The organism is Aneurinibacillus tyrosinisolvens, from assembly GCF_001015055.1.
Classification (GTDB): Bacteria; Bacillota; Bacilli; order Aneurinibacillales; family Aneurinibacillaceae; genus Aneurinibacillus_A; species Aneurinibacillus_A tyrosinisolvens.
Window position 1 is genome coordinate 138898 of record NZ_BBWZ01000003.1, and the last position, 20356, is coordinate 159253.

At 47.2% G+C, this 20356-nt stretch carries 17 protein-coding genes and 1 pseudogene; 11 read left to right on the plus strand and 7 right to left on the minus strand.

Annotated features, from left to right (window positions below; translation table 11 throughout):
- Window positions 1–7: 7 nt before the first annotated feature.
- The 9 genes from MBEAL2_RS04230 to MBEAL2_RS30975 all read left to right on the plus strand — a co-directional run bounded on the left by MBEAL2_RS04230 (window position 8) and on the right by MBEAL2_RS30975 (window position 11572).
- On the plus strand, window positions 8–2398 hold the full coding sequence (locus MBEAL2_RS04230; RefSeq protein ID WP_047151075.1) for a hypothetical protein: 2391 nt from the start codon (window positions 8–10) through the stop codon (window positions 2396–2398).
- Window positions 2398–2562, plus strand: coding sequence for a hypothetical protein (locus tag MBEAL2_RS31595; RefSeq protein WP_161798164.1), 165 nt, complete (start codon window positions 2398–2400; stop codon window positions 2560–2562). The genes MBEAL2_RS04230 and MBEAL2_RS31595 overlap by 1 nt, the downstream gene beginning before the upstream one ends.
- Window positions 2562–3173 carry a hypothetical protein gene (locus MBEAL2_RS04235; protein WP_052947458.1) on the plus strand — a complete coding sequence of 204 codons (612 nt, stop codon included), beginning with the start codon at window positions 2562–2564 and terminating at the stop codon, window positions 3171–3173. The genes MBEAL2_RS31595 and MBEAL2_RS04235 overlap by 1 nt, the downstream gene beginning before the upstream one ends.
- Before the next feature lie 18 nt (window positions 3174–3191).
- Window positions 3192–3830: a hypothetical protein gene (locus MBEAL2_RS04240; protein WP_052947459.1), complete on the plus strand. Its 639-nt coding sequence runs from the start codon at window positions 3192–3194 to the stop codon at window positions 3828–3830.
- Window positions 3831–3845: 15 nt separating this feature from the next.
- Window positions 3846–5111, plus strand: a complete 1266-nt coding sequence (locus MBEAL2_RS04245; RefSeq protein ID WP_047151076.1) for a TRAFAC clade GTPase domain-containing protein — start codon at window positions 3846–3848, stop codon at window positions 5109–5111.
- Complete coding sequence (locus tag MBEAL2_RS04250; RefSeq protein ID WP_052947460.1) at window positions 5111–7513, plus strand: GAP1-N2 domain-containing protein; 2403 nt, start codon at window positions 5111–5113, stop codon at window positions 7511–7513. Before MBEAL2_RS04245 ends, MBEAL2_RS04250 begins: the two co-directional genes overlap by 1 nt.
- Window positions 7514–7657: 144 nt before the next feature.
- Window positions 7658–10762, plus strand: a complete 3105-nt coding sequence (locus MBEAL2_RS04255; protein ID WP_047151077.1) for a DEAD/DEAH box helicase — start codon at window positions 7658–7660, stop codon at window positions 10760–10762.
- Complete coding sequence (locus tag MBEAL2_RS04260) at window positions 10746–11408, plus strand: SWIM zinc finger family protein (RefSeq protein WP_052947461.1); 663 nt, start codon at window positions 10746–10748, stop codon at window positions 11406–11408. Before MBEAL2_RS04255 ends, MBEAL2_RS04260 begins: the two co-directional genes overlap by 17 nt.
- Window positions 11348–11572 carry a hypothetical protein gene (locus MBEAL2_RS30975; protein WP_152667691.1) on the plus strand — a complete coding sequence of 75 codons (225 nt, stop codon included), beginning with the start codon at window positions 11348–11350 and terminating at the stop codon, window positions 11570–11572. Before MBEAL2_RS04260 ends, MBEAL2_RS30975 begins: the two co-directional genes overlap by 61 nt.
- A 39-nt stretch (window positions 11573–11611) precedes the next feature.
- On the opposite strand, the gene MBEAL2_RS04265 is transcribed toward MBEAL2_RS30975, so the two are convergent.
- The 3 genes from MBEAL2_RS04265 to MBEAL2_RS04270 form a co-directional block, all read right to left on the minus strand.
- Complete coding sequence (locus tag MBEAL2_RS04265; RefSeq protein ID WP_052947462.1) at window positions 11612–11815, minus strand: Rdx family protein; 204 nt, start codon at window positions 11813–11815, stop codon at window positions 11612–11614.
- Window positions 11816–11888: 73 nt separating this feature from the next.
- Window positions 11889–12320, minus strand: a complete 432-nt coding sequence (locus tag MBEAL2_RS34310) for a hypothetical protein (protein WP_439644824.1) — start codon at window positions 12318–12320, stop codon at window positions 11889–11891.
- Complete coding sequence (locus MBEAL2_RS04270; RefSeq protein WP_439644822.1) at window positions 12203–13090, minus strand: iron-containing alcohol dehydrogenase; 888 nt, start codon at window positions 13088–13090, stop codon at window positions 12203–12205. Before MBEAL2_RS04270 ends, MBEAL2_RS34310 begins: the two co-directional genes overlap by 118 nt.
- Before the next feature lie 137 nt (window positions 13091–13227).
- Here MBEAL2_RS04270 and MBEAL2_RS32205 point away from each other — a divergent pair, with 137 nt between their 5' ends.
- Window positions 13228–13398, plus strand: a complete 171-nt coding sequence (locus MBEAL2_RS32205; RefSeq protein WP_173427693.1) for a hypothetical protein — start codon at window positions 13228–13230, stop codon at window positions 13396–13398.
- Between the two features lie 34 nt (window positions 13399–13432).
- Here the strand turns inward: MBEAL2_RS32205 and MBEAL2_RS04275 are convergent, their stop codons facing one another.
- From MBEAL2_RS04275 to MBEAL2_RS04290, 4 genes are read right to left on the minus strand one after another with little or no spacing between them, the layout of a single operon-like run.
- Window positions 13433–14539, minus strand: coding sequence for a GerAB/ArcD/ProY family transporter (locus tag MBEAL2_RS04275; RefSeq protein ID WP_047151079.1), 1107 nt, complete (start codon window positions 14537–14539; stop codon window positions 13433–13435).
- A 20-nt stretch (window positions 14540–14559) separates the two neighbouring features.
- Entirely contained in the window at window positions 14560–14793 is a 234-nt protein-coding gene (locus MBEAL2_RS04280; RefSeq protein WP_047151080.1) for a hypothetical protein, read from the minus strand.
- Entirely contained in the window at window positions 14793–15980 is a 1188-nt protein-coding gene (locus MBEAL2_RS04285) for a Ger(x)C family spore germination protein (protein ID WP_047151081.1), read from the minus strand. Before MBEAL2_RS04285 ends, MBEAL2_RS04280 begins: the two co-directional genes overlap by 1 nt.
- A 2-nt stretch (window positions 15981–15982) precedes the next feature.
- Window positions 15983–17569 (minus strand): spore germination protein, encoded by a 1587-nt coding sequence (locus tag MBEAL2_RS04290; RefSeq protein WP_047151082.1) that lies wholly within the window; start codon window positions 17567–17569, stop codon window positions 15983–15985.
- Between the two features lie 162 nt (window positions 17570–17731).
- On the opposite strand from MBEAL2_RS04290, the pseudogene MBEAL2_RS04295 reads away from it, so the two are divergent.
- Window positions 17732–19935, plus strand: a pseudogene (locus MBEAL2_RS04295) (type IA DNA topoisomerase).
- Window positions 19936–20356: the final 421 nt, after the last annotated feature.

Sequence of the window (20356 nt, forward strand, 5' to 3'; positions counted from 1 at the left end):
AAGAGCGATGAGGAATTTAGTAAAGCAGTTTTCTGAGCAGTATGCTGCCGATATGGATAAACAAACGTACAGCACGGATGAGCAGCGGAGCCTTCATAATCCAATCGTATTTCTTTTTATCGGGGATAGGACGCTTGATGCGCTAAACGCGATGTATGAACTGAATGCAACCAAGTGGAACAACAGCACAGGCGTACTGTACGCGCATATTTACTCCACCAAAACAGCGGAAAGAACAAACGTATACAGCTTCCGGATTGAAGAGCCGGCGGAAGACAAAAAGCAGCTGCGCAGGCGTGTATACGAGCAGTTTTACGAAAACGAGAGCAGGCTTATCGAACTGAACCGGATGATGAGGCAGGTGAGCAGCCGGGTCTCCGAATTCGGGAACATGTATTCTTCGTTTGAGCGGATGAACGTAGCGGTCGTAACCCGGGCGGACGATCCGTTAAATGTACTTCTGCCTGAGATCACTCTGCTCATGAAAAATGTTTTTAGTGAATCGTTCAGAATTGTAAACCTCGATTTATATACGCTTATTAAAGAAAAAACAGCCGGGGAAGACTTTGCTTTCACTTCTTCCCTTGGTGTTAGTTTTTTGCGGGAGATAGAATACTACCAGGCCGAAAACTATCGTTTTCACGAAATGCTGCAGGTTACGGAGGACCATATTAAGCTTCCTGTGGAGCACCCTCCGTCACCTCTTTTTGATCTCGTTTATTTATTGAGTGACAGGGATGAACGAGGCATCATTATGGAGCACAGCATGGAAACAAATTACGAGATTATTTGCAGTATTAACCTGTTGAAAAACAGGAAAGCAGTGACAAATCCGGGCGAAAACAATGCCAGCTACAGCAATATACAGTTTAAGCGAAACATCCATCCGGAGTCTGGCCGAACGGCCTATGCTTCCGCTGGCTTTGCTAAAGTAAAACGTCCAAACCGCACGATTGCGCTTACGGTTCTTCTTTATTTCTATGAAACGGTCATTGATAGACTGAAGCAGTGTGCAAGTCTGGATAAAAAACAGGTGCTTGAGCTGTTTGAACTCGCTGGCCCCTCTTTGGGCGGGAAGCTTCGTTCTTTCGTACCCGGAGAGGAGCGGATTGAGGAGATGACGAGCCTAATGCCGATGCGGGCTTCGTATACTGAACTGAAAAAACTGACACTTCGGCAGGCGGAGGAGAGGCTGTACAGCGACGCGGGCCAGGCTTTCTTTGAGAAAAACTTTGTTCAGGCTGCACGTTCGGCTGTAAAACAGTCACAGTTTACACAACAGGTGAAGCAGCTTGTCTATACGAAAATCATTGATAACCCGAGGTACGGGCTTTACAGCGCCTTTTTCTGGACGTCGGAAAAGCATCCCGAACAAAGCATGATGGAAGAGCTGCGCAAGGCCATTAGGGAAACCGCAAGGCAGGCCGAAGCAGAGAGGATAGAACTTGATGAGTTTTATGAGGAAAGGGTAGAGCTGCAAAATTTCTCAAAAGCACCGCTACCTTTTATGGATAAGACGAATGTAAAAAATTTTATCCGCCACTTTTTTGCGAAAATTTATGGCAAAAAGCTTGAGATTTTGCTGCTTGAGATAAAGCTTGAATTGCTGAAGGTTTATGAGCATGCGCTTGAAGATATTCACGGTGAAATAGAGGTACAGGTGGCCGAACTGAAAGAACTCGAAAATTTGCTGAGAAACGCTTCCCGGGACAGCCTCGTAAAAGCCAGCGCGGATTTAGATCGGAACATCTCGCCCTACTACCGAACTGTAGCAGGGCAAATCATCCAGGACATGGAAGCAAAAAGAAGCCCGTTTTTTTATTTTGAGGAGCGTTTCCTCGGCAATACTGCCACGCTTTTGCGAAGCGGAACAGCTGCGCTGCTACAACGGCTAACCGATATGTGCAGGCGGGATATTTTGTCGTACGCACAGTTTCAATTGTCCTTTGAGGAGGAGCTTTTGCAGCGGGCCAATGTGGCGGCCGCCTATGAGAACAGGCATGTGCTCTCAAAAGAGGAGCTATTTAAAGAGCTTTATCGAATTTTAGAAGAGAACGCAGCCATTCATATCGACGTGTATCATTACACGCACAAGCACCGGTATGAAGAGAAATATTTCTTCGGTGACTTTGACAGCGATTTTATTCGCTACGCTTTTGACAGCGATGATGGAAAGCGAACGTATAAGCTGGGCTGTGTCCATGAGAAGCGAAGCAGCGGTATGGAGAAGCTCAATATTATGGGCGGTTTTCATATTGATGATGTGATGTTTTACCGGAACGCACAGAAATATTACCACACATACATAGAGAACGGATTTCAATTTCACGGCATTGGCGAAGAGCATCTTCCCCCGATCGGGCAGAATGAACGGTCCAAGCGAAAGGATGTAGAGTAATGGCCCAAAGAAAAATCAACCTGCTGCTGGTGGCAGCGAGTGTGATAGGCGGATTGCTGGCCTCTTATACGGGGGAAATCATGCTTGCCGCCTGGCAGGATCGATTTTTCAATTCATCTACGGACTCAATGTGGGCGGCGGCAGGCCGCCTGAAGACATTCTGATGCTAATGGATGTGTCGGAAAGCATGAAGGAGACGGATCCGGATAAGCACAGTGTCGAGGCTGCCAAAACGCTCATTCAGAAGATGGATGCGCAGAAACGGGCCGCCCTGCTTCAAACGATAGCCAGTGAAACAGGCGGAAGCTATTACAACGTAAGCAATGCACAGGACCTATCGCCTGTATTCGAGAAAATTTATTATGAACAACAGGACAGATATTTAATCGGAGAACGCGCGGGGAGCGCAAAAAACAGTACGTATTATGCTGTACTTCGGGTTCTTCTTCTAGCGGGTATCGGCGCTCTCATCGGCCTGTCGCTCGGTATCGTATTTGATAACCGCTATCTGGCAAGGAGCTTCTCTATCGGCGGCGTTGTCGCCGGGCTGCTTGCGGGAGGCATACTGGAGATTGGGCTGGGAAGCCCGGATATTCCCGGCTATCCGGTCCGTTTGCTCGCCGATGTTGTACTGGCCGCGGTGCTTACACTGTTTACGATTATTGTGCCGCTGCGGGATACAAACACCCCGCATGATCAGAGGCGTATTTACGGGAAAAGGAGCGGTTCTGCATCCGCGTTTGGCAGCGGCCGATCAAACAGCCAGGGGTTTTAGGGCGAGGAGGAAAAATTCATGCGATGGCTCAAAGCAGCATCACCGGAGCAGGATGTTAGGAATATCATGTCCCGTGTACTCGACAATGAATGTTTCCTGACCTGGTCCTGGCCTGAAGGGATTCAGTTTGTGTACATTTATAAATCCCGGGCTGGCCAGGAACTTCCAGTAGAGCGAATTACGGAAAAAGAAATGAAACTGTACACCCGGGAAGAATACAAAGCGAACGCAGGGTACCGGGAAATTATCGATACGATTGGCAGGTATGTATACCGGGTGTATCCGTGTGTGCGTGAAGACGGGAAACTGGCGGTTCTATACCAGGAAAACGAAGAAAACATGATTCATGTCAGCACGGGGAAAGCAAAAATCTATTATTCGCTAAAGCAAAGAAAAGGGTTTTTCAGCAAATATAAGTCGGTGCAGATGGAAATTCGTCCCGAGGTACCTGTTCCGAAACAAGTGTTGTGCTATGTGAAGAAGGAAGGTGCGTATCCCGCGCATAAAGAGGATGGGACGGTGTTTCCTTTTGCGCGGGATTTTGAGCCGGGTAAAAATACGCTGCCGGAAATTGAAATAAATAAAAACGATTATCTCCGTATTTTCTTTACGGACGGCAAAAAGTACGGGGAAATCTATGAATTGATTCCTGAATAACAGGGGGAGTAGAGGATGTTCGACTTTATTAAGGGGTTATTTGAGAAAAAGCCGGTCCCGAAAGAGAGACCTGCTTTTTATGATATCGTCTGCCCGTTTTGTTTTGAAAAATATACCCCGGATGAGGTCGTATTCAGGGCCGCCCACCACCGGGAAGATGACGAAGATTATGCGCTTCAGGAAGACGAATTGCTGAACCGGTACCGGGAAAAGTTCGGCCTCGATTCCATTGATGAAATCGAAGCGATCCTTCACCCGGATTCCATTCCGGATGAGAACAAAGTCGTTGTCGATAATGTACTTGTTGAGATCATCGATCGGTATGGCAGGGTCACAAAGAAGAGAATGTGCCCGAAATGCCATAATGATTTACCGATTACTGCAGGCAAGGCACCGAGCAATATTATTTCCATCGTTGGAGCTTCCCAGGTGGGAAAATCGGTATATATGACATCGCTCATCCATACGCTGCAGAACACGACAGCGAACAATTTCAACGCGGCCTGCATGCCGCTCAATGCGGAAATCAGCCGGAAGTTTCGAGACAACTATGAAGCGCCGCTGTTTGAACGGGGCGATCTGCTGGATTCGACGCAGAAGGAGAAGCGCCAGGAACCGTTTATCTTCCAGTTTGTTTTTAAAGATGAATCACAGGCGCCGTTAATGCTTGTTTTCTTTGATGTAGCGGGGGAGGGGATGGTGGACCGCGATTATCTTGACTTATACGCTTCCCACGTTAAAAACTCGGCCGGTATCTTATTCCTCGTCGATCCGCTGCAAATTAAAACGATCCGGGATAAAATGATGATTAGCATAGGGGATGCGCCGGGTGAGTTTACCGCCAGGTACGACGAGCCGCGCGACGTTGTCATTACCTTGTTTGAAAGCTTTATCGGCCACCAGCAAAAAAGCAAAACAGATATCCCAACAGCATTCATTCTGACGAAGAGTGACATGCTCCACTCTCTCAAAGAGGAAGACGGGGAGTACATTAAAACAAACAGCAATGTATTCAACAATGTCGTTCACAGGCAGCACCTGAATCTGACGGAGTTTGAAAATATCAACGGCGAAATTCGCCGGTTTATTCAGAAGGTGGATCGCCCCTTTAAGGATGCCATCGATGTCTATTTTACGAATACAGCGTACTTTGCCGTTTCCGCCCTTGGAAGCAATCCGATTAACCAGCGGATTGGCGGTGTTGTGAATCCGATTCGCGTCGATGAGCCCTTCATCTGGCTTCTGCACCAGCTGGAGTACATCGAAGGGAGAGAGGAATAGTGAGCGCACAGCAGCCGATTCAGCAGCAGTATTATACGCGCGAACGTGAGGGAATTTTCCGCTCGAACGAAGGGTACGACACGATTGCAAAATCTCCCCGCCTGGATAATAACTTCATAAAGAAGGTACTCCATCCTTTCTGCACTTATGACGCGCCGAAAGAGCTGCAGGAGAGAAGCAGGAAGGATATCAGTCAGTATCCGGAGTCCCTTACGCTCTTTCAGCCCGAATCAGGCGAGCTTGTCATCGGGCGCAGCGTTTATGCAGGGGCCGATTTTACCGGGCAGAGAAACACCTTTTTTATGCACAATTACATCATTCCGCGAGAGCGGAAAGAGGACTTTATCCAAAATCCGGCCAGGCTTTTTCAAATTAAAGATTTTGTTGATACATATGATATTGGCGCCGGGAAAGAGCTCCCCGAGCGCAATGACATCGCGCACGGGAATGAACGCTGCCTCTACAATTGGAAGCCGTTGTTTGAGAAGCTTGGCATCACCGGGCAGGTGTTCAAGCAGCTGCTCTATGCTGTGATGATGTCAGCAGGGAGCAAGAAAAAGGTATACATTTCCCTTAATGTCGATATAACGGAAAGCTCGGTCTATGCAAAACAGTTGCTTGAGGTTTTATTCTGCTGCCTTCCTTATGAAATGCGCAGAAATGTCGGGTTTATTACGCACAGCAATGAGCCGCAGAGTAAAAAATACATTAACGTCATGTTTGTGGAAAAAGGCGGCATCCGGCCGGGAGCGCGTGACATTGAGAAAGACTATGTGTTTGATTTTGCAAACGGGCGGTTTATAAATACCGATCTTCCGGGCCAGGAACATACATATTTGCAGTTTGTCTGGGAAAAGCTGGGTGGATATGCCAACCTTGAGCCGTTTTTTGTGTTTGCGGAAGAAGCACTGCAGGGGGCGGACAATGCCAGAAAGCTTGCCCTGCCTGTTTATTATGAACTATGCGCCCTGTTTTTGATTGAGCAGGGGGAAACAAATATATATGAAAGAAATAGAGCCGGAATTCTCCATAGTGTTCTTGGCTACCTTGAACAATCGAATCTAACGCAGAAGAAGGGGCTCCACACTCTTCTCCTTCAGCTGCTTGCTAAGGAAAGTAAAGCTATAAGCATGCGCAGCCTTCCCCCGCTTGAGGTAATCAAGTGTTTTATTGCCTATTACGACATTGCCCCGGATCGTGAACGGGCGGAAGTATCTCTTTTTCTCATCAATACGCTGTTAAAGGGAAAACAGGCCAGGGAGCATTCCTTTGTTTTTGATGTATATCAAAGCATTTCAGCAAACAAACAGCTTTTTGCTTCCCTCATGAGGAGCATTCTTCGTTCCAAAGTGGACCAGTCGCTATTTGAAGAATATGTGGAACAAAGACTGGCAGCTTTAGGGGGAGTAAGCGAGGTTGTACAGGAAATAAGATTCTGGCGGGATACGGTCCCCGATTGTGTGACGAACCGTTATTTCCAGGAGGCTACATTGAATGCCTTCCTCGAGCGCCTGGATAAAGAGAGCGACAGGATTGGTGCCGTTACAAAGATTTACCAGGCTTTTGACCAATTGGGGGACAGCGACAAGGACAAGCTTGCTTTTACGAAATACGCTTCTGCTATCCTTGGAGAAATCGATATGCATCTTGTAGAGGGGATCGAACTTTCCCGTTTATCCGGAGAAGAGTGCAGCCAGGCTGTGCAAATTCTCAAAAGGCAAAAACAAACCTTTGCAAAGGATCTTAGCCGGGAAGGAAAAAGAAACCATGAGCTTCTGCTGGCCGTGGACGAGGCACGATCCGCAGGAACGGCGTCCGATCCGGAGGATATTTTTAAAAAGCTGCACGACGAGGATGTCCGTATCGTACAGGAGATGCTGCAGAGATTTCTCAAAGATTCGATCTCTCCTGCTGTTTTTAAAGAAATCACTCTGGCATTCTACAACCCCGGGTCTAATCATTCCCCGCAGGCGGACGGTGCGTACCGCTACGGCGAAATGATAGACTACCTCTACAAAAATAAAGGCGCAGATACGGTGCGCGCATTTATTAAATGGTCGGTTGATAGGAAGACGGCTCTGCACGGAGGGACGGCAATTCCGAAGCCTTACAGGAACGCGATAAAGAAGTACCTTGTTAAAAACGACAGGGAGTCGCTGAAGAAACGGGCGGAGAGAAGGCAGTGGGATGGCATCCAAAGCCGGGATTTCAAAAAACTGTTCGAGGAAGCACGGGATGAGGTCTCCAGCGGCGCTGCCCGGTTTTTTCGCAAAAATAAAGAGAAAGTTGTTTTGATAATGCTCGCAATTGTGCTCCTGAGTGGCAGTGGATTTGCCCTGTATAAGTTCTGGCCGCAAAGCACACACTCTACTCCCCCGAAAAGTATGGTTCCTAAAAAATAGAGAAAGCGATAAGAAAAAATCCTTCGGCGGTATTGTGCTGAGGGATTTTTTCTGTCTGTTGAATTGGAGAGAGTGTGGGGGGTGCTGGTTTTCCGTGTGCGAATGCGATAGACTGATAGGATAAGCAAAAACGGAGGAACGTACATGAACGGCGACATACATACGGGAACACATATTTGGCTTCATGGAATGTGGCTTGGAGACTCCTTTTTTCTGTTCGGGCGTTATCAGGAAAAGGTGCTGCCTGTTGAGGAATGGCTGGACAGCGTTTTTACAGAAGAGTGGGATGATGTGCTGGACAGGGCAAAGGTTAGCGTACGTGAATTCCAGCTTCCGGAATGGACCGTGAGAGGCGTGCTTAAGGGGGCGGTTCGCCAGCAGCTGCCAAGGCAGCCGGTGTCCGGCATCGCGCTCCCGGTGGCAGATGCTCTCTCCTTACTGAATGAAACGGATGCCGGCGAGATGAATGCACGGGGAATCATGCTGGCGGACGACTTCCTATTCTGGCAAAGAACGTCCCTATTCGTACTCGAACTATTGCTGCGGGGCCGGTTCATGCCTGGAATTGAAACGGAGAATGGAGACTTCACCCTGGAAAAATATTTTCAGCCCGTGTGGTATCCGAACCTGGATTTGGAGCAGGATCACACAAGATTTCACCTGCTGGCTGAAAATATGCCTCCCTCCTGCCGTTCCTATTATCCGAAAAATGAGAAGGGCTGGTCGGAATCCGCCCCACATGACGTATTGTTCTCCTTTGTCACGAGGGCGATCGACTGCCTTGTGCACAGGTGGGGATGCCAGGAAGAAGAGATGCAGGAGGCGGGCAAAGAGAATGCTTCTTCTCTCCCGCCCGCGGTTCGCTGGTTTCAAGGCTTGCGGAAAAAAGAAGACACCGGTGTATTCGTTGGAAACAGGGCGGACGTCGATCGGCTGCAAGCCGACATTGAGGACTGGATTGGACCGCCGCCGCTGCCAGGAAGGCGGCCCGCTACCGGGACGCTTCGCCTTTGCTTTCGGCTGGAACCGCCGGTCGAATCTGAGGCGGAATGGAGGCTGCAATTTTTTCTCCAGCCGCCGGATGAACCGAGTCTGTTGATTTCCGCCGAACAAATATGGAGGCAGCAGGGAGACGAAATGGTGTACTTATCCCGCCGCTTTTATCAGGTACAGGAGACGCTGCTTCTTCAGCTTGCCCGCGCTTCCAGGCTATATCCGCTGCTGGCGCGTGCCCTGGAAAACCCGCGTCCGCAATCGCTGGAGCTGGATATACAGGGAGCGTACCACTTTCTGGCCGGCATTGCCGCCAGTCTAAAAGAAGCAGGCTTTGGTGTGCTGCTTCCTTCCTGGTGGACATCGTCGGGAAGAAGGCGCCTCGGGGTAAAGGTGAAGGTAAGAAACATCGGTTCTTCAAGCGGCAAACCGGTGAGTGAAGCCCGCCTTGGACTGAACCAGTTAGTGCAGTTTGATGCGCGTGCAGCGATAGGAAACGATGAGATAAGTGAAGCGGAACTGCGAAATTTAGCCGCGTTAAAGGCGCCTCTTGTACAAATGCGCGGCCAATGGGTAGAAGTGAACCCCCAGCAGCTGGAGCAGGCGCTGGATTATTTCACAAGAAAGCCGGAGAAGCCATTCCAGCTGGCCGATCTCCTCTACATGGTTTCCGACACTGAACGGGAAACGAACCGGCTGTTTCCGCTTCCTGTCGCCAGTTTCGAGCTTCCGAAAAACGTACAGGATTTCCTTGAAGGAAAAATAGAGATAACGGGCTACGAAGTTCCTGAACAATTGAAAGGCGAATTGCGTCCTTACCAAAAAATCGGATACGCCTGGATGGCGGCCATGACAGACATGGGGTTTGGCGTATGTCTAGCTGACGATATGGGCCTTGGAAAAACGGTGCAGGTCATTTCGCTCCTGCTGCGCAAGCAGGAGAAGGACACAGCGCTCATTCTTTGTCCGACGTCTCTTCTCGGAAACTGGCAGCGGGAGTTGGAGCGTTTTGCCCCTTCGCTTCGGGTTGCGGTCCACCATGGGCAGGGAAGGGCACATGGAGAAGATTTCAATAAACTGGCCGCCGCCCATGATATCATTTTATCGACGTACCATATGGCGTACCGTGATGAATCGGAGCTATCTGCAATCAATTGGGATTACCTTGTGCTTGATGAAGCACAAAGCATTAAAAACAGCAGCGCCAGGATGACGCAGAGCGTGCAGCGCCTGCGGGCGGTTCGCCGCATCGCCATGACAGGAACGCCGGTTGAAAACCGGCTGGGTGAAATCTGGTCGCTTTTTCAATTTCTGAACCCTGGATACCTCGGTTCACCTACGCGTTTTCGCTCCCGGTTTGCCGTTCCGATTGAACGGTTCAAAGATAAAGAGCGGGCCGAAACGCTAAGAAAGCTTATGAAACCTTTCATTTTACGCCGCATTAAAACCGATCCGGACATTATCCAGGATTTGCCGGAGAAGATTGAAATGAAGACATTCTGTACGCTCACTGCGGAGCAAGCGTCCCTTTACCAGGCGACCGTAAACCGGATGCTTGGCCAGGCAGAGGAAGCGCAAGGGATACAGCGGAGGGGTGTCGTGCTCGCTACTCTTACAAGATTGAAGCAAATTTGTGATCACCCTGCTCTTTACGTGCAAGATGAGAGCACGGCTTCTATGCGTTCGGGAAAGCTCATCCGCTTGCTTGGGCTTTTGCGTGACATCCGGGAAAATGGGGATGCTGCGCTTATTTTTACACAGTTCAGGGAAATGGGCGAGATTCTGGTCAAATATATAGCAAACGAGCTGAAGGAAAAGCCCCAGTATCTTCATGGAGGCGTACGGAAAAAGGACAGAGATGCGCTAATCGAGCAGTTTCAGCGGCCGGATGGGCCGGGTATTTTTGTCCTCTCCCTTAAGGCCGGAGGGGTAGGGCTCAATCTTACCCGTGCCAACCATGTCATCCACTTCGACCGCTGGTGGAATCCGGCTGTGGAAAACCAGGCTACGGACCGGGCGTTCCGTATCGGTCAGAGCAAGAACGTTCAGGTGCATAAATTTATTTGCCAGGGCACGCTGGAAGAAAGAATCGACCAGGTCATTGAAAGCAAGCGCGATTTGTCGGAGAGGATTATCGGAGAGGGGGATGGCTGGATAACGGAATTGTCAAACCGGGAGTTAAGGGAGCTTCTTGAACTGCGCGAGGAAGTACTGCAGGAGGAAGAGGAGGGAACGCAGCATGAGCCGACAAAATGAATTTGGGGCAAGCTGGTGGGCGAAGCACTGGCGTGCACAAATCGAGCTACTATACGAAGGAAACAGGATGCAGCGCGGGCGAACGTATGCAAGAGACGGTTATGTGGAAAACATCCGGTTGGTTAAAGACAATGTTCACGCGGATGTCGCCGGGCGCAGAATCCGCCCTTACAAGGTAACCATCGCTTTTCACAAAATAAGCCCGGAGCAGCGCCAGAAGCTGCTGAGCGTACTGGCCGAACGCCCGCGCTATACGGCCATGCTCCTGGATGGCGAGATGCCCCGCGAAATAGAGGAGATATGTAAGGAGGCCAGATTTTCGTTGTTTCCGGACAGTGAAAGGGAACTTATAACCGAGTGCTCCTGCCCTGACGTGGAAAATCCGTGCAAGCATATTGCGGCTGTTCTGTATGTGCTCGGTTCCCGGATGAATGAGAATCCGTTCCTCCTGCTTGAAATGCGGGGTGTGAGCCGGGCCTTTGTGATGGAGAATCTTCGTAATAACTGGAAAAAAGAGGAGGGGGGCCAGCTGGAAAATCGCAGGACACTGAACGGGAAAGCGAAATGCTTCCCACGCATGCTTACTTGTGGAAAGCTGCGGCCAGCGGGGCGTTCTGGTCGGCAGGCCCGCATTTTAATGAAGTAGAAATCGATTTTTATCCGGACGATCCGGCACAGGGTGCACTTCCTCTCTCGTGGGGAAAGCCCGATTTTATTCCTTTAGGGGAAGCTGTTAAGGACGAAATCGTAAACATCATGAAAAGAACGAGCGACAGAGCCCGTGAACAAATAAACAAGGTGGAAAAATAAAGAGAAGAGAAGGACGTTTATCCCTCTCTTCTCTTCTTGTTATGGTTTTATATTTTGCATGGCTTCAACGATTTCTTCGTTAGCAGGAAAACGCCCCTGCTCTTTCTTCGAAAAAATAAGCTCATCGTCTACAGTCACTTCAAAAACGCCCCCGCCTGAGGGGATAATCGTGATTTCCTTTATATCAAAACGGAAATGGTTGTCCTTCATTAGTTCTTCCATCAAACTGATGGCTTTTGGCAAGTAGTTTCACATATTGCAGTATTCAATACGCAGCTTCATTTGCCAACACTCCTTTGTTTTGTTTTCTTTATTATTATTCGTAGCATGCCTCATAAATTTTTTCGATTTCATCCGCCGTTAACTCACGTGTGCCCGTAATAAAATTATTTCCGCCGCCGCTTACACGCACGGTTTCCTCGGCCATCAAACGCAAATCTTCCCGCTTAATTCCAAGCTCCATCAGCGTGCCGTAAACCCCGATTTCTTTGTACCAGCCAACGAGTGCTTCAATCGCTGCCTGAGCGGCGCGCTGGTCATCCTCTTCCAGTACGCCGAATACTGTGCGTCCCAGGCGTGCCAGGCGCTGCGGCCGATCCTGTTTGACAACAAGTTCAAAATAAGCCGGTGTTAAGATAGCAAGGCCGCGTCCGTGGGAAATATCATAATGCGCGGACAGTGTATGCTCGATCGCATGGACGGGAAAAGTACCGCCCCGGCCTGCGCTTGCAATCCCGACAAGGGCCAGTGTACTCGTCCAGACAGGTGAGAGCGGGCTTCATAGTTCTCCGGCTCATCAAGTGCTTGCCTGGCGTACCTTATTGTATTGCGCATAAGCCCTTCGGTAATCTCATCCTGCACGTTGGCGTTTTCATCCCCGGTCATGTACCCTTCGTACAAATGGGTAAACATGTCCGCTGCACCGTCTGCCGTATAATTAGCGGACACAGTATACGTGAGCTCTGGATCAAGCACAGCGGCTTGCGGGAACAGGCCAGGTCCGCCGATGCCTGATTTTTCTTTCGTTTCCCAGTTGGTGATAACAGCACCGGAGTTCGCTTCGGATCCGGTAGCGGCCAGGGTCGGAACGGTGATAATCGGCAGAGCTTCCTGGATAGGGAGCAGTTCTTTCCATTTACCGGTTTTATTCCCGCGGATGTATTCGTGGATCGGTCTGCCGGACAGGGCAACGGTCGCAATCGCCTTGGATGCATCCATCGCTGAACCGCCTCCAAGGGCAAGAATAAGCTCACAGCCTTCCTCTCTCGCGATTTTTCCCCCTTCATCAATCGTAGTGGCGCGTGGATTCGGTTCGATGCGGTCAAACAAAACGTAATCAATGCCTGCATTTTTAAGAGAAGTAGTCACTTTATCAAGTGAACCGGTTTTTTTTGTAGAGGAACGGCCGGTAACCAGCAGTACTTTTTTGGCATAAGGAGCAACGATTTCGCCGACCCGGTTGACTTCACCTTTCCCAAAATGGATTTTGGTTGGCATATTCAATGTAAAATTAAGCAAGTACATTCCCTCCTATATTGGTAAGATAAGAATAGGGTGTGCAAAAACCCACCTTTCTATCGTCTCATACTTACTTTTTGCAAGCAAGTATTTTGCCATTTTCGGTAAAACTTATAGGTAAAGGAGGAAGCAGGCAAATGAAAATGAAATGGATTTATTGGATGCGGCTCTTTCCGACGAAATTTCAGGCGAGCTGCCTTGTGAAGCGAATGGAAGAGGACTGGTGGACGAAAGGATATGAGAGTCCCAGGATCGTTGAAATATTCAAAGTGAAAGATGGCCGGTACGGCGTAAGGTACATATGGTAGCACCACTTGTGAACCTTTCATGACGTTACACATGCTAATTTTTAGAGAACAGAGTATCGCCCTCCGCATTTGAAGAAGGTCTATCTTTCTTCTGTGGCCGGAGAATAATATAGAGCAGAGAAGGAATCAAAAGTATGGAAATAAGCGTAATCATCGGCCATACCCGATTGAGGCCCAACAGTGAAAGGTTGTTCTGGTAAAACCATAGCGAACATACGAATGCGAAGACTCCAACAGGGACAGTAAGTTCTTTTGCTGAAGTTTTTGGAATCATTTGTTTTAATCCATGGGTAATGACATACAGCAGGATTCCGAGTTTTATAATCAAAGACGGTAACCAGATGCTTAGGAGCGGCAGGTCAAACCGATCAAGAAAGTCACCGAGACGGATATGCCGGATCAACTCATGGGTTGGGTAGGCGAGGCGGCTTGCGAGTTCGTATCCACATACAAGTTGTATAAGGGCCATCGCTATTTCAAATAGGAAACACCCCATCAAAAAACCATAAAAGCTTTTGCGAAAGGTAAAGGTGCGATTTGAATACAGAAATGGCAAAACAATGATTTCCCCAATATAACCGACAAGATACCAGCTTCCTTTAAGGGGAGTTGCCATTCCTTCTTCAAATGGCGGAACAGCATTCCGTACGTCGATCTTTCCAAGCAACAAGATAGGCAGCATGATAATGGCTAAGGCGACAACCGGAAAATAAAGCTCTACTAACCGGGCGCCTGTTTCGGCACCACCACGCGCGATAAGGATTAGAGTGAGGGCAATGAGAAACATAACGGCTGCTAAAGGTGTGTGGCGCAGCAAAATAGAGTTGATTAATTCAGTAGCGTTTCGCATGTCTCTTGTTAAGCTTACAAAGAAAAATGCAAGGTAAAAGAAGGTGAGGGCTCGTCCAAGAATGCTATAACGGCTAACCATTACAGTAAGTAAATCCTGGTCTGGAAAGCGGGCCATTATTTTGGAAAGCAGCCATAGGGAGATTGTGCATATTGCGATAACAGGAAAAATAGAAAACCAGGCATTTTCTTTTGCGACTTCAATCACCTGCGCAGGTACGTTAATGAGGGTTGCAGCAAGAACGAAATTTGCCCCGATAAGAGTAAGTTGTCTATCTGAGATTTTTTCCAAGAGACTCTCTCCTTCATTTTTCAGTTAGACTTAAACGGAACGAACGGTTCCAAAATCCTTATGAACCCATCCATTGGATGAGGAACCTCAATCAAAGTCAGTACATACACCAACAGTGCTGCACTAATAGAAATAAGAAAGATGGATAGCCAAAGCGTGATACTTCCAGCCTTGCGCAGTTCCTTCCACTGAATGGAAAGAATAATAACGGCTGTAAAGATCGTCAGGATGGATACACCGAATGGGGATAGCATTAGTGTAAATCTCTCTCCTTTCGCACGGGAGAAGAAATAATGGTTCCGAATTGTTCAATATGGACGCGTGGATCAACGGACACCTTAACCTGGGATAGGTAGGTTTTCCAGTCCTTTTCCATCGATTTCCATTCTTTGGGATATTTTTGATGGAACGTTTTCCCGAAGCCCATCGGGTCGCTATGATACGTATGCTGCAGCTCGTCAATCACTTGCTCAACCCTTCGCTTAATTTCATTATTTACCCACTGCTCCAGCTTAACAAAATTTTCTTTCTTCTCAGTAATGTTGTAGGATGATGTATTTTCAACAACGGTTGCTCTCGTACGAAAGACGATGTTCATTGCTAGTTTGTTATTATTTATATATGGCTTCAATTGCGTTTTATTTTCGTTTATCTGCAAGCTTATCTTTCCGGTTTGTCCGGGAGGCTGAACGATTACCGTGGATGGATTGGGTGCCAAATCCATTGCAATAAGGAGTCCCAATGCCTTTTCGCCTGTTAACGTTCCGACAGCTTTTTCTCTGTTAAATATAGAAAAGCCGCTAAGTTTCACTGTTGTTTTAGGCTTTCCTTTGCTTCCCGGCTTTGTATTGATGACAGAAAAGACAGGAGCGATCGGATCTTTTCCGGGGGAAAGTGAATCCTGTATAAATTGTTTCATAGTATAAGGTTTTTTCGTTGCTCTTTGCACAATTTCACGTACCGCCTCGGCAGGGAATTTTTCGACGGGTGCGTCGGCATTTAATAAGTCACGTGCAGTTCCATTTGCTACGACAAGAAAAGTGGTTAACCGGTTAACCGGGTTTCTGGCCACAACGTCCAGAACGTTTTCTATTCCGCCTTTAGCCATCTCATTTCCGAGTACAAGAACGCTTCGGTGGGAAAAATTTAAATAACGGGGAAGTGCTTCTTGTTCACTTGAGAAAGTTTGTTCAAGTGAATCACCAAGGCGGGAATCCAAATAGTAGGACTTATCACCAGATGACCCGCCCCCGCCCCCTTTACTGCCAGCCCCGCCTAACTGGCTGGGTAAAGGGATCTGAAAGGTTGTGCGAAATTTGTCTTTCTCTTTATCGACGCCGGTTGCTACTACAAAAGCAATGTCGTTAATTTCAGTTCGATCCCAGCAGCCCGTTAGGATTAAAGGTAACATGAGCAAAAGGATAAGAAATTTTTTATGCATGATTATCTCTCCTCAGCCGGAGGCGGCGTAGGTTTCATCCCCCGCCGCATCCGTTTACGGTTTAAATGGGAGTAGGAGAAAGGGCGGAAAACCATTTTCCACCACGGAACGCGAACAAAGATATCTTTAATATCATATTGGTTATACGGTGCAACGCCAGACAGGTACGGTACCCCAAACGTCCGTAAATTTACCAGGTGGATCGAAATCAGCAGGCCGCCGATTACAATACCGAACAACCCGAACGAAGCTGCCAGGAACATCAGGGGAAACCGCAGCATGCGTACGGCAATCGCCAGGTTGTATTTAGGAATGGTAAATGATGAAATACCGGTTAATGCGACAACAATGACCATAGGCGCTGATACGATCCCGGCTTCAACGGCCCCCTGGCCGATAATCAGCGCGCCAAGAATACTGACTCCCTGACCAACTGCTTTGGGCAGGCGAATGCCTGCTTCGCGCAGCGCTTCAAAGGCGAGTTCCATCATAAGCGCCTCCAGAAGGGCAGGGAAAGGAATGGCTTCTCTTGAAGCGGCAATGCTAAGCACTAGCCGCGTCGGCAGCATATCAGGGTGATAAGTAAGCACGGCAATATAGAGAGACGGCAGAAAAAGGGCAATCAGCATCAATGCGTAACGCAGCCAGCGAAGCATATTGGCGATAATGTACCGTTCGTAATAGTCTTCGCCGGCCTGCATCAATTGCCAGAAGGTAACCGGAGCGATTAAAACGAATGGCGTTCCATCGACGAGGATCGCAAACTTTCCTTCAAGGAGGTTTCCGCAAACAGTATCAGGACGTTCTGTATATTGAAACTGCGGAAAAGGCGAATGCGGACTGTCCTCGATAAATTCCTCGATATAACCGGTTTCAAGGATGCCGTCGATTTTAATTTCACTCAATCGTTTTCTGGCTTCCTTTATAACGTTAGGATCAGCAACTCCCTCTATGTAGGCGAGAACTACGTTTGTTCTCGTATGTTCCCCGATTTTCATTGCTTCCATTTTTAGACGGGGAGATTTTATGCGAAAGCGAATCAGCCCGGTGTTTGTCCGGATTCCTTCGGCGAACCCTTCCCGTGGGCCCCGAACCACGGCTTCTGTCTCTGGCTCACTTACCCCTCTGCGGTTTCCACCAATGGCATTGATTACGAGTGCTTCTGTCTTGCCGTCAAGGAGGAGAACCGTATTTGCACCCAGGACATTATCCACGACATCGGAATAGTATTTTACTTTAGAAAGCTGGGAGAGCGCGATATTCGATTCATCTAGTATGTCGTCTTTTATTGTTTGTTTATTTTCATCCAGGAATTGTGGAAGGAGTGGGCGCAATACGTTATTATGGATGTCATCCGTCTTTACCATCCCATCAATAAAGATGAGGAAGCCATACATTTTTTCGTCCATGCGCAGTTCCCGAAACACAACGTCGGAGCAATTCTTGAACGTTTCTTTTAGTATTTTTACATTATCATCAAGCGTACTTGACAATGTATTGTCCATTTCCTCGGAAGGATCTACCGCTTCTTTAAGAGGATCAATGTTGCTGTTGTCGTTTCTGTTTCTTTTGCGTGGCCTTTTCTCCATCCCAATCCTCCTTCCAGACGGTAACATAGCTGTCTTACGTACACGCTTATATTTTCCTGCTCCTGCCATGTTTATACGCAATCTTTCCATGCTAACAGTGTACGGTTTGCTTCCAAACGTTGTATAATGAGAATGCACGTTCCTGTAGATCGGATGGCCTGAATGGAAGAGTGGTACACCTATACAAAAAACGGAGGTAAGTATGTGCGTAAAGTAATCATTGCAGAAAAGCCATCTGTTGCAAAAAACATAGCAGATGCATTAAAAATTAAAACAAAGCAGGATGGATACTTTGAGGGGAAAGATTACATTATTACATGGGCTTTTGGCCATTTGCTGCAGCTATACGATGCGAAAGACTATGATGCAAAGATGGCAAAATGGAACCTGAAGAATTTCCCTTTTATTCCTGCATCTTTTCGCTACAAAGTTAAAACCAGCCCCAGGGACAAGGACAAACTCGATCCGGGTGCCGCCAAGCAGCTGAAGACGATTTACGGATTGTTGAAACGGCCCGATGTTGACATGATTATCTCGGCGTGTGATTTTGACCGGGAAGGACAAATCATTGGTGATACGATCATTTATAACTCCGGGACAAGTAAGAATGTATACCGTCTACTGTTGAATGAATGGACACCCGATGAGGTGCTTAAAGGGCTGCAAAATATAAAACCAAACACGGAGCTTAAGTCACTGCAGGATGCTGGCATCAGCAGGCAATGGGCTGATTGGGTGCTCGGAATTAATTTAACTTCCGTTGCAACGTTAAAGTACCAGAAAGGGAAAGGAAAAGCACTCAATATAGGCAGGGTACTGTTGCCGACGTTGAAGATTATTTATGATCGCGACAAAGAAATAGAAAGCTTTGTTCCGGAAACGTATTTTAAGTTAACGGCCGTATTTAAAACGCAAAACAATAACGAATATGAGGGAACATACGTAGAAGATGAGGAAGAGAAATTTAAAGATAAAGAAAGATTAACTGTAATTGAACAGGCTTTACACAGCAAAACGGCTTTCGTTATGGATAAGCAGGTAGAACGAAAACGAGAGTATCCGCCCTATCTTTTTAACCTTTCGAATCTGCAGGGGTATATTACAAGTAAATATACAGGATGGACTTCTGACAAAGTATTAAAAACAGCGCAATCTTTATATGAGAAGAAATTTATCACTTACCCGCGTACAGGAAGCGTTGTTCTAGAGGAAAGTCTTGTTGGAAGGGCAGCAAAGGTGCTGGATGTTCTAAAAAAAGGATTGCCTTATGAAGATGAGGTTAAATTCACCAAACTAAAACGGGTATTCGATAACTCAAAAGTTGAGAGCCATAGCGCGATTGTACCAACCTATCTGGTGCCTAAGTCGCTGACAAAGGATGAAGAAATTGTATACACCGCAATTAAGAATCGCTTTATCGCCCAATTCATGCCGGTTGCGGAATACGAAGAAACGAAAATAACGACCCAAATAAATGACAGTGAAATAAAGGGCCTGTTTATTTCGAAAGGGAAGGTTCAACTCGTTGAAGGCTGGAAGAAAGCCGAGCGAATTGAATCAAAAGATACGCTACTGCCATTCGTTACTATGAATGAGGTTGTAAGCATTTCAGATTATAGTATTTCTTCACATATAACGAAGCCGCCGAAGCACCACACCGAAAAAACGTTATTAAGAGTAATGGAAACATGTGGGAAGCGCCATGGTGATGAGGACAGCGAAGAGATGATGGATGTTGTTTTAAGCGGTTTTAGCATTGGGACGCCCGCTACAAGAGCTGAAACAATTAAAAAGTTAAAAGATGTTGGCTATATTAGCGTAGAGAAGAAAAACTTATTATGTACAGAAGTAGGCCGGAAATTAGTTGAAACGTTTCCGGTTAAAGAACTTTTTGACCTGGAGTTTACGGGCAGGTTAGAAAAGACATTATCTGATATAGAAAAGCAGCGGTTTATGAAAGACGCCTTCTTAAAATTAATTTTTGATTTTACTGCTGACTCTGTTGAGAAAATAAAAAAATGAAAAAAGAAGCAACGATAAATGAGGTAGCTGCAGAAAAGAAAGAAACGGAAGTGCTTGGAAAATGCCCGCTGTGCGGAAATGGAATCATTGAAGGGCATAAAGGATTCGGGTGCAGCAATTGGAAAAGCGGGTGTAAATTTGTCATCTGGAAAAACGATAAATTTTTGTCTGCGATGAAAAAAAAGCCGACGAAAACAATGGTGAGGTCACTCCTTAAAAACGGAATTGTGACTGTAAAAGGATTAACCAGTAAAAAAGGAAATAAGTTTGATGCCAACCTTCGGTATGAAAAAAACCCTGATTCGGATTATTTCAGCTGGAAAATGGATTTTGCTAAAAACTAAATAAGCTGTTAACGTCAAATTCACTTATGGACATCAACTTGTATCAGGAGAACCTTCTGTCGGTGTTGTACCTGCCGGCTTGTCTGTGACCCCTAAAACTAACACAGAAACCGCAAGCTATGGAATTACTTTTACGTATTAAGAACTTGTTTAGAAAGAGAGAGGAGCGCTAAAAGGTGATTTGGTAGTAGTTCTTAAAACCATCCGCCTCTTATGAGGCGGATGGTTTTTCTTCATAACGTGCCCAGCAAGCCGCTAATTGTTATTTGGTGAACTGGCCGGATAACCGCAGGCCAAAGAAAGCAAAAGATCGGAAAGTCGTATGGAGGAAAACTTCACGTATGATTTGATGAGGGGAAGTCGAAGCGAGTAAGGCAACCTGACGGTCGCCCTGAAAGTTTCAGTTTTTTACTTTACAGAA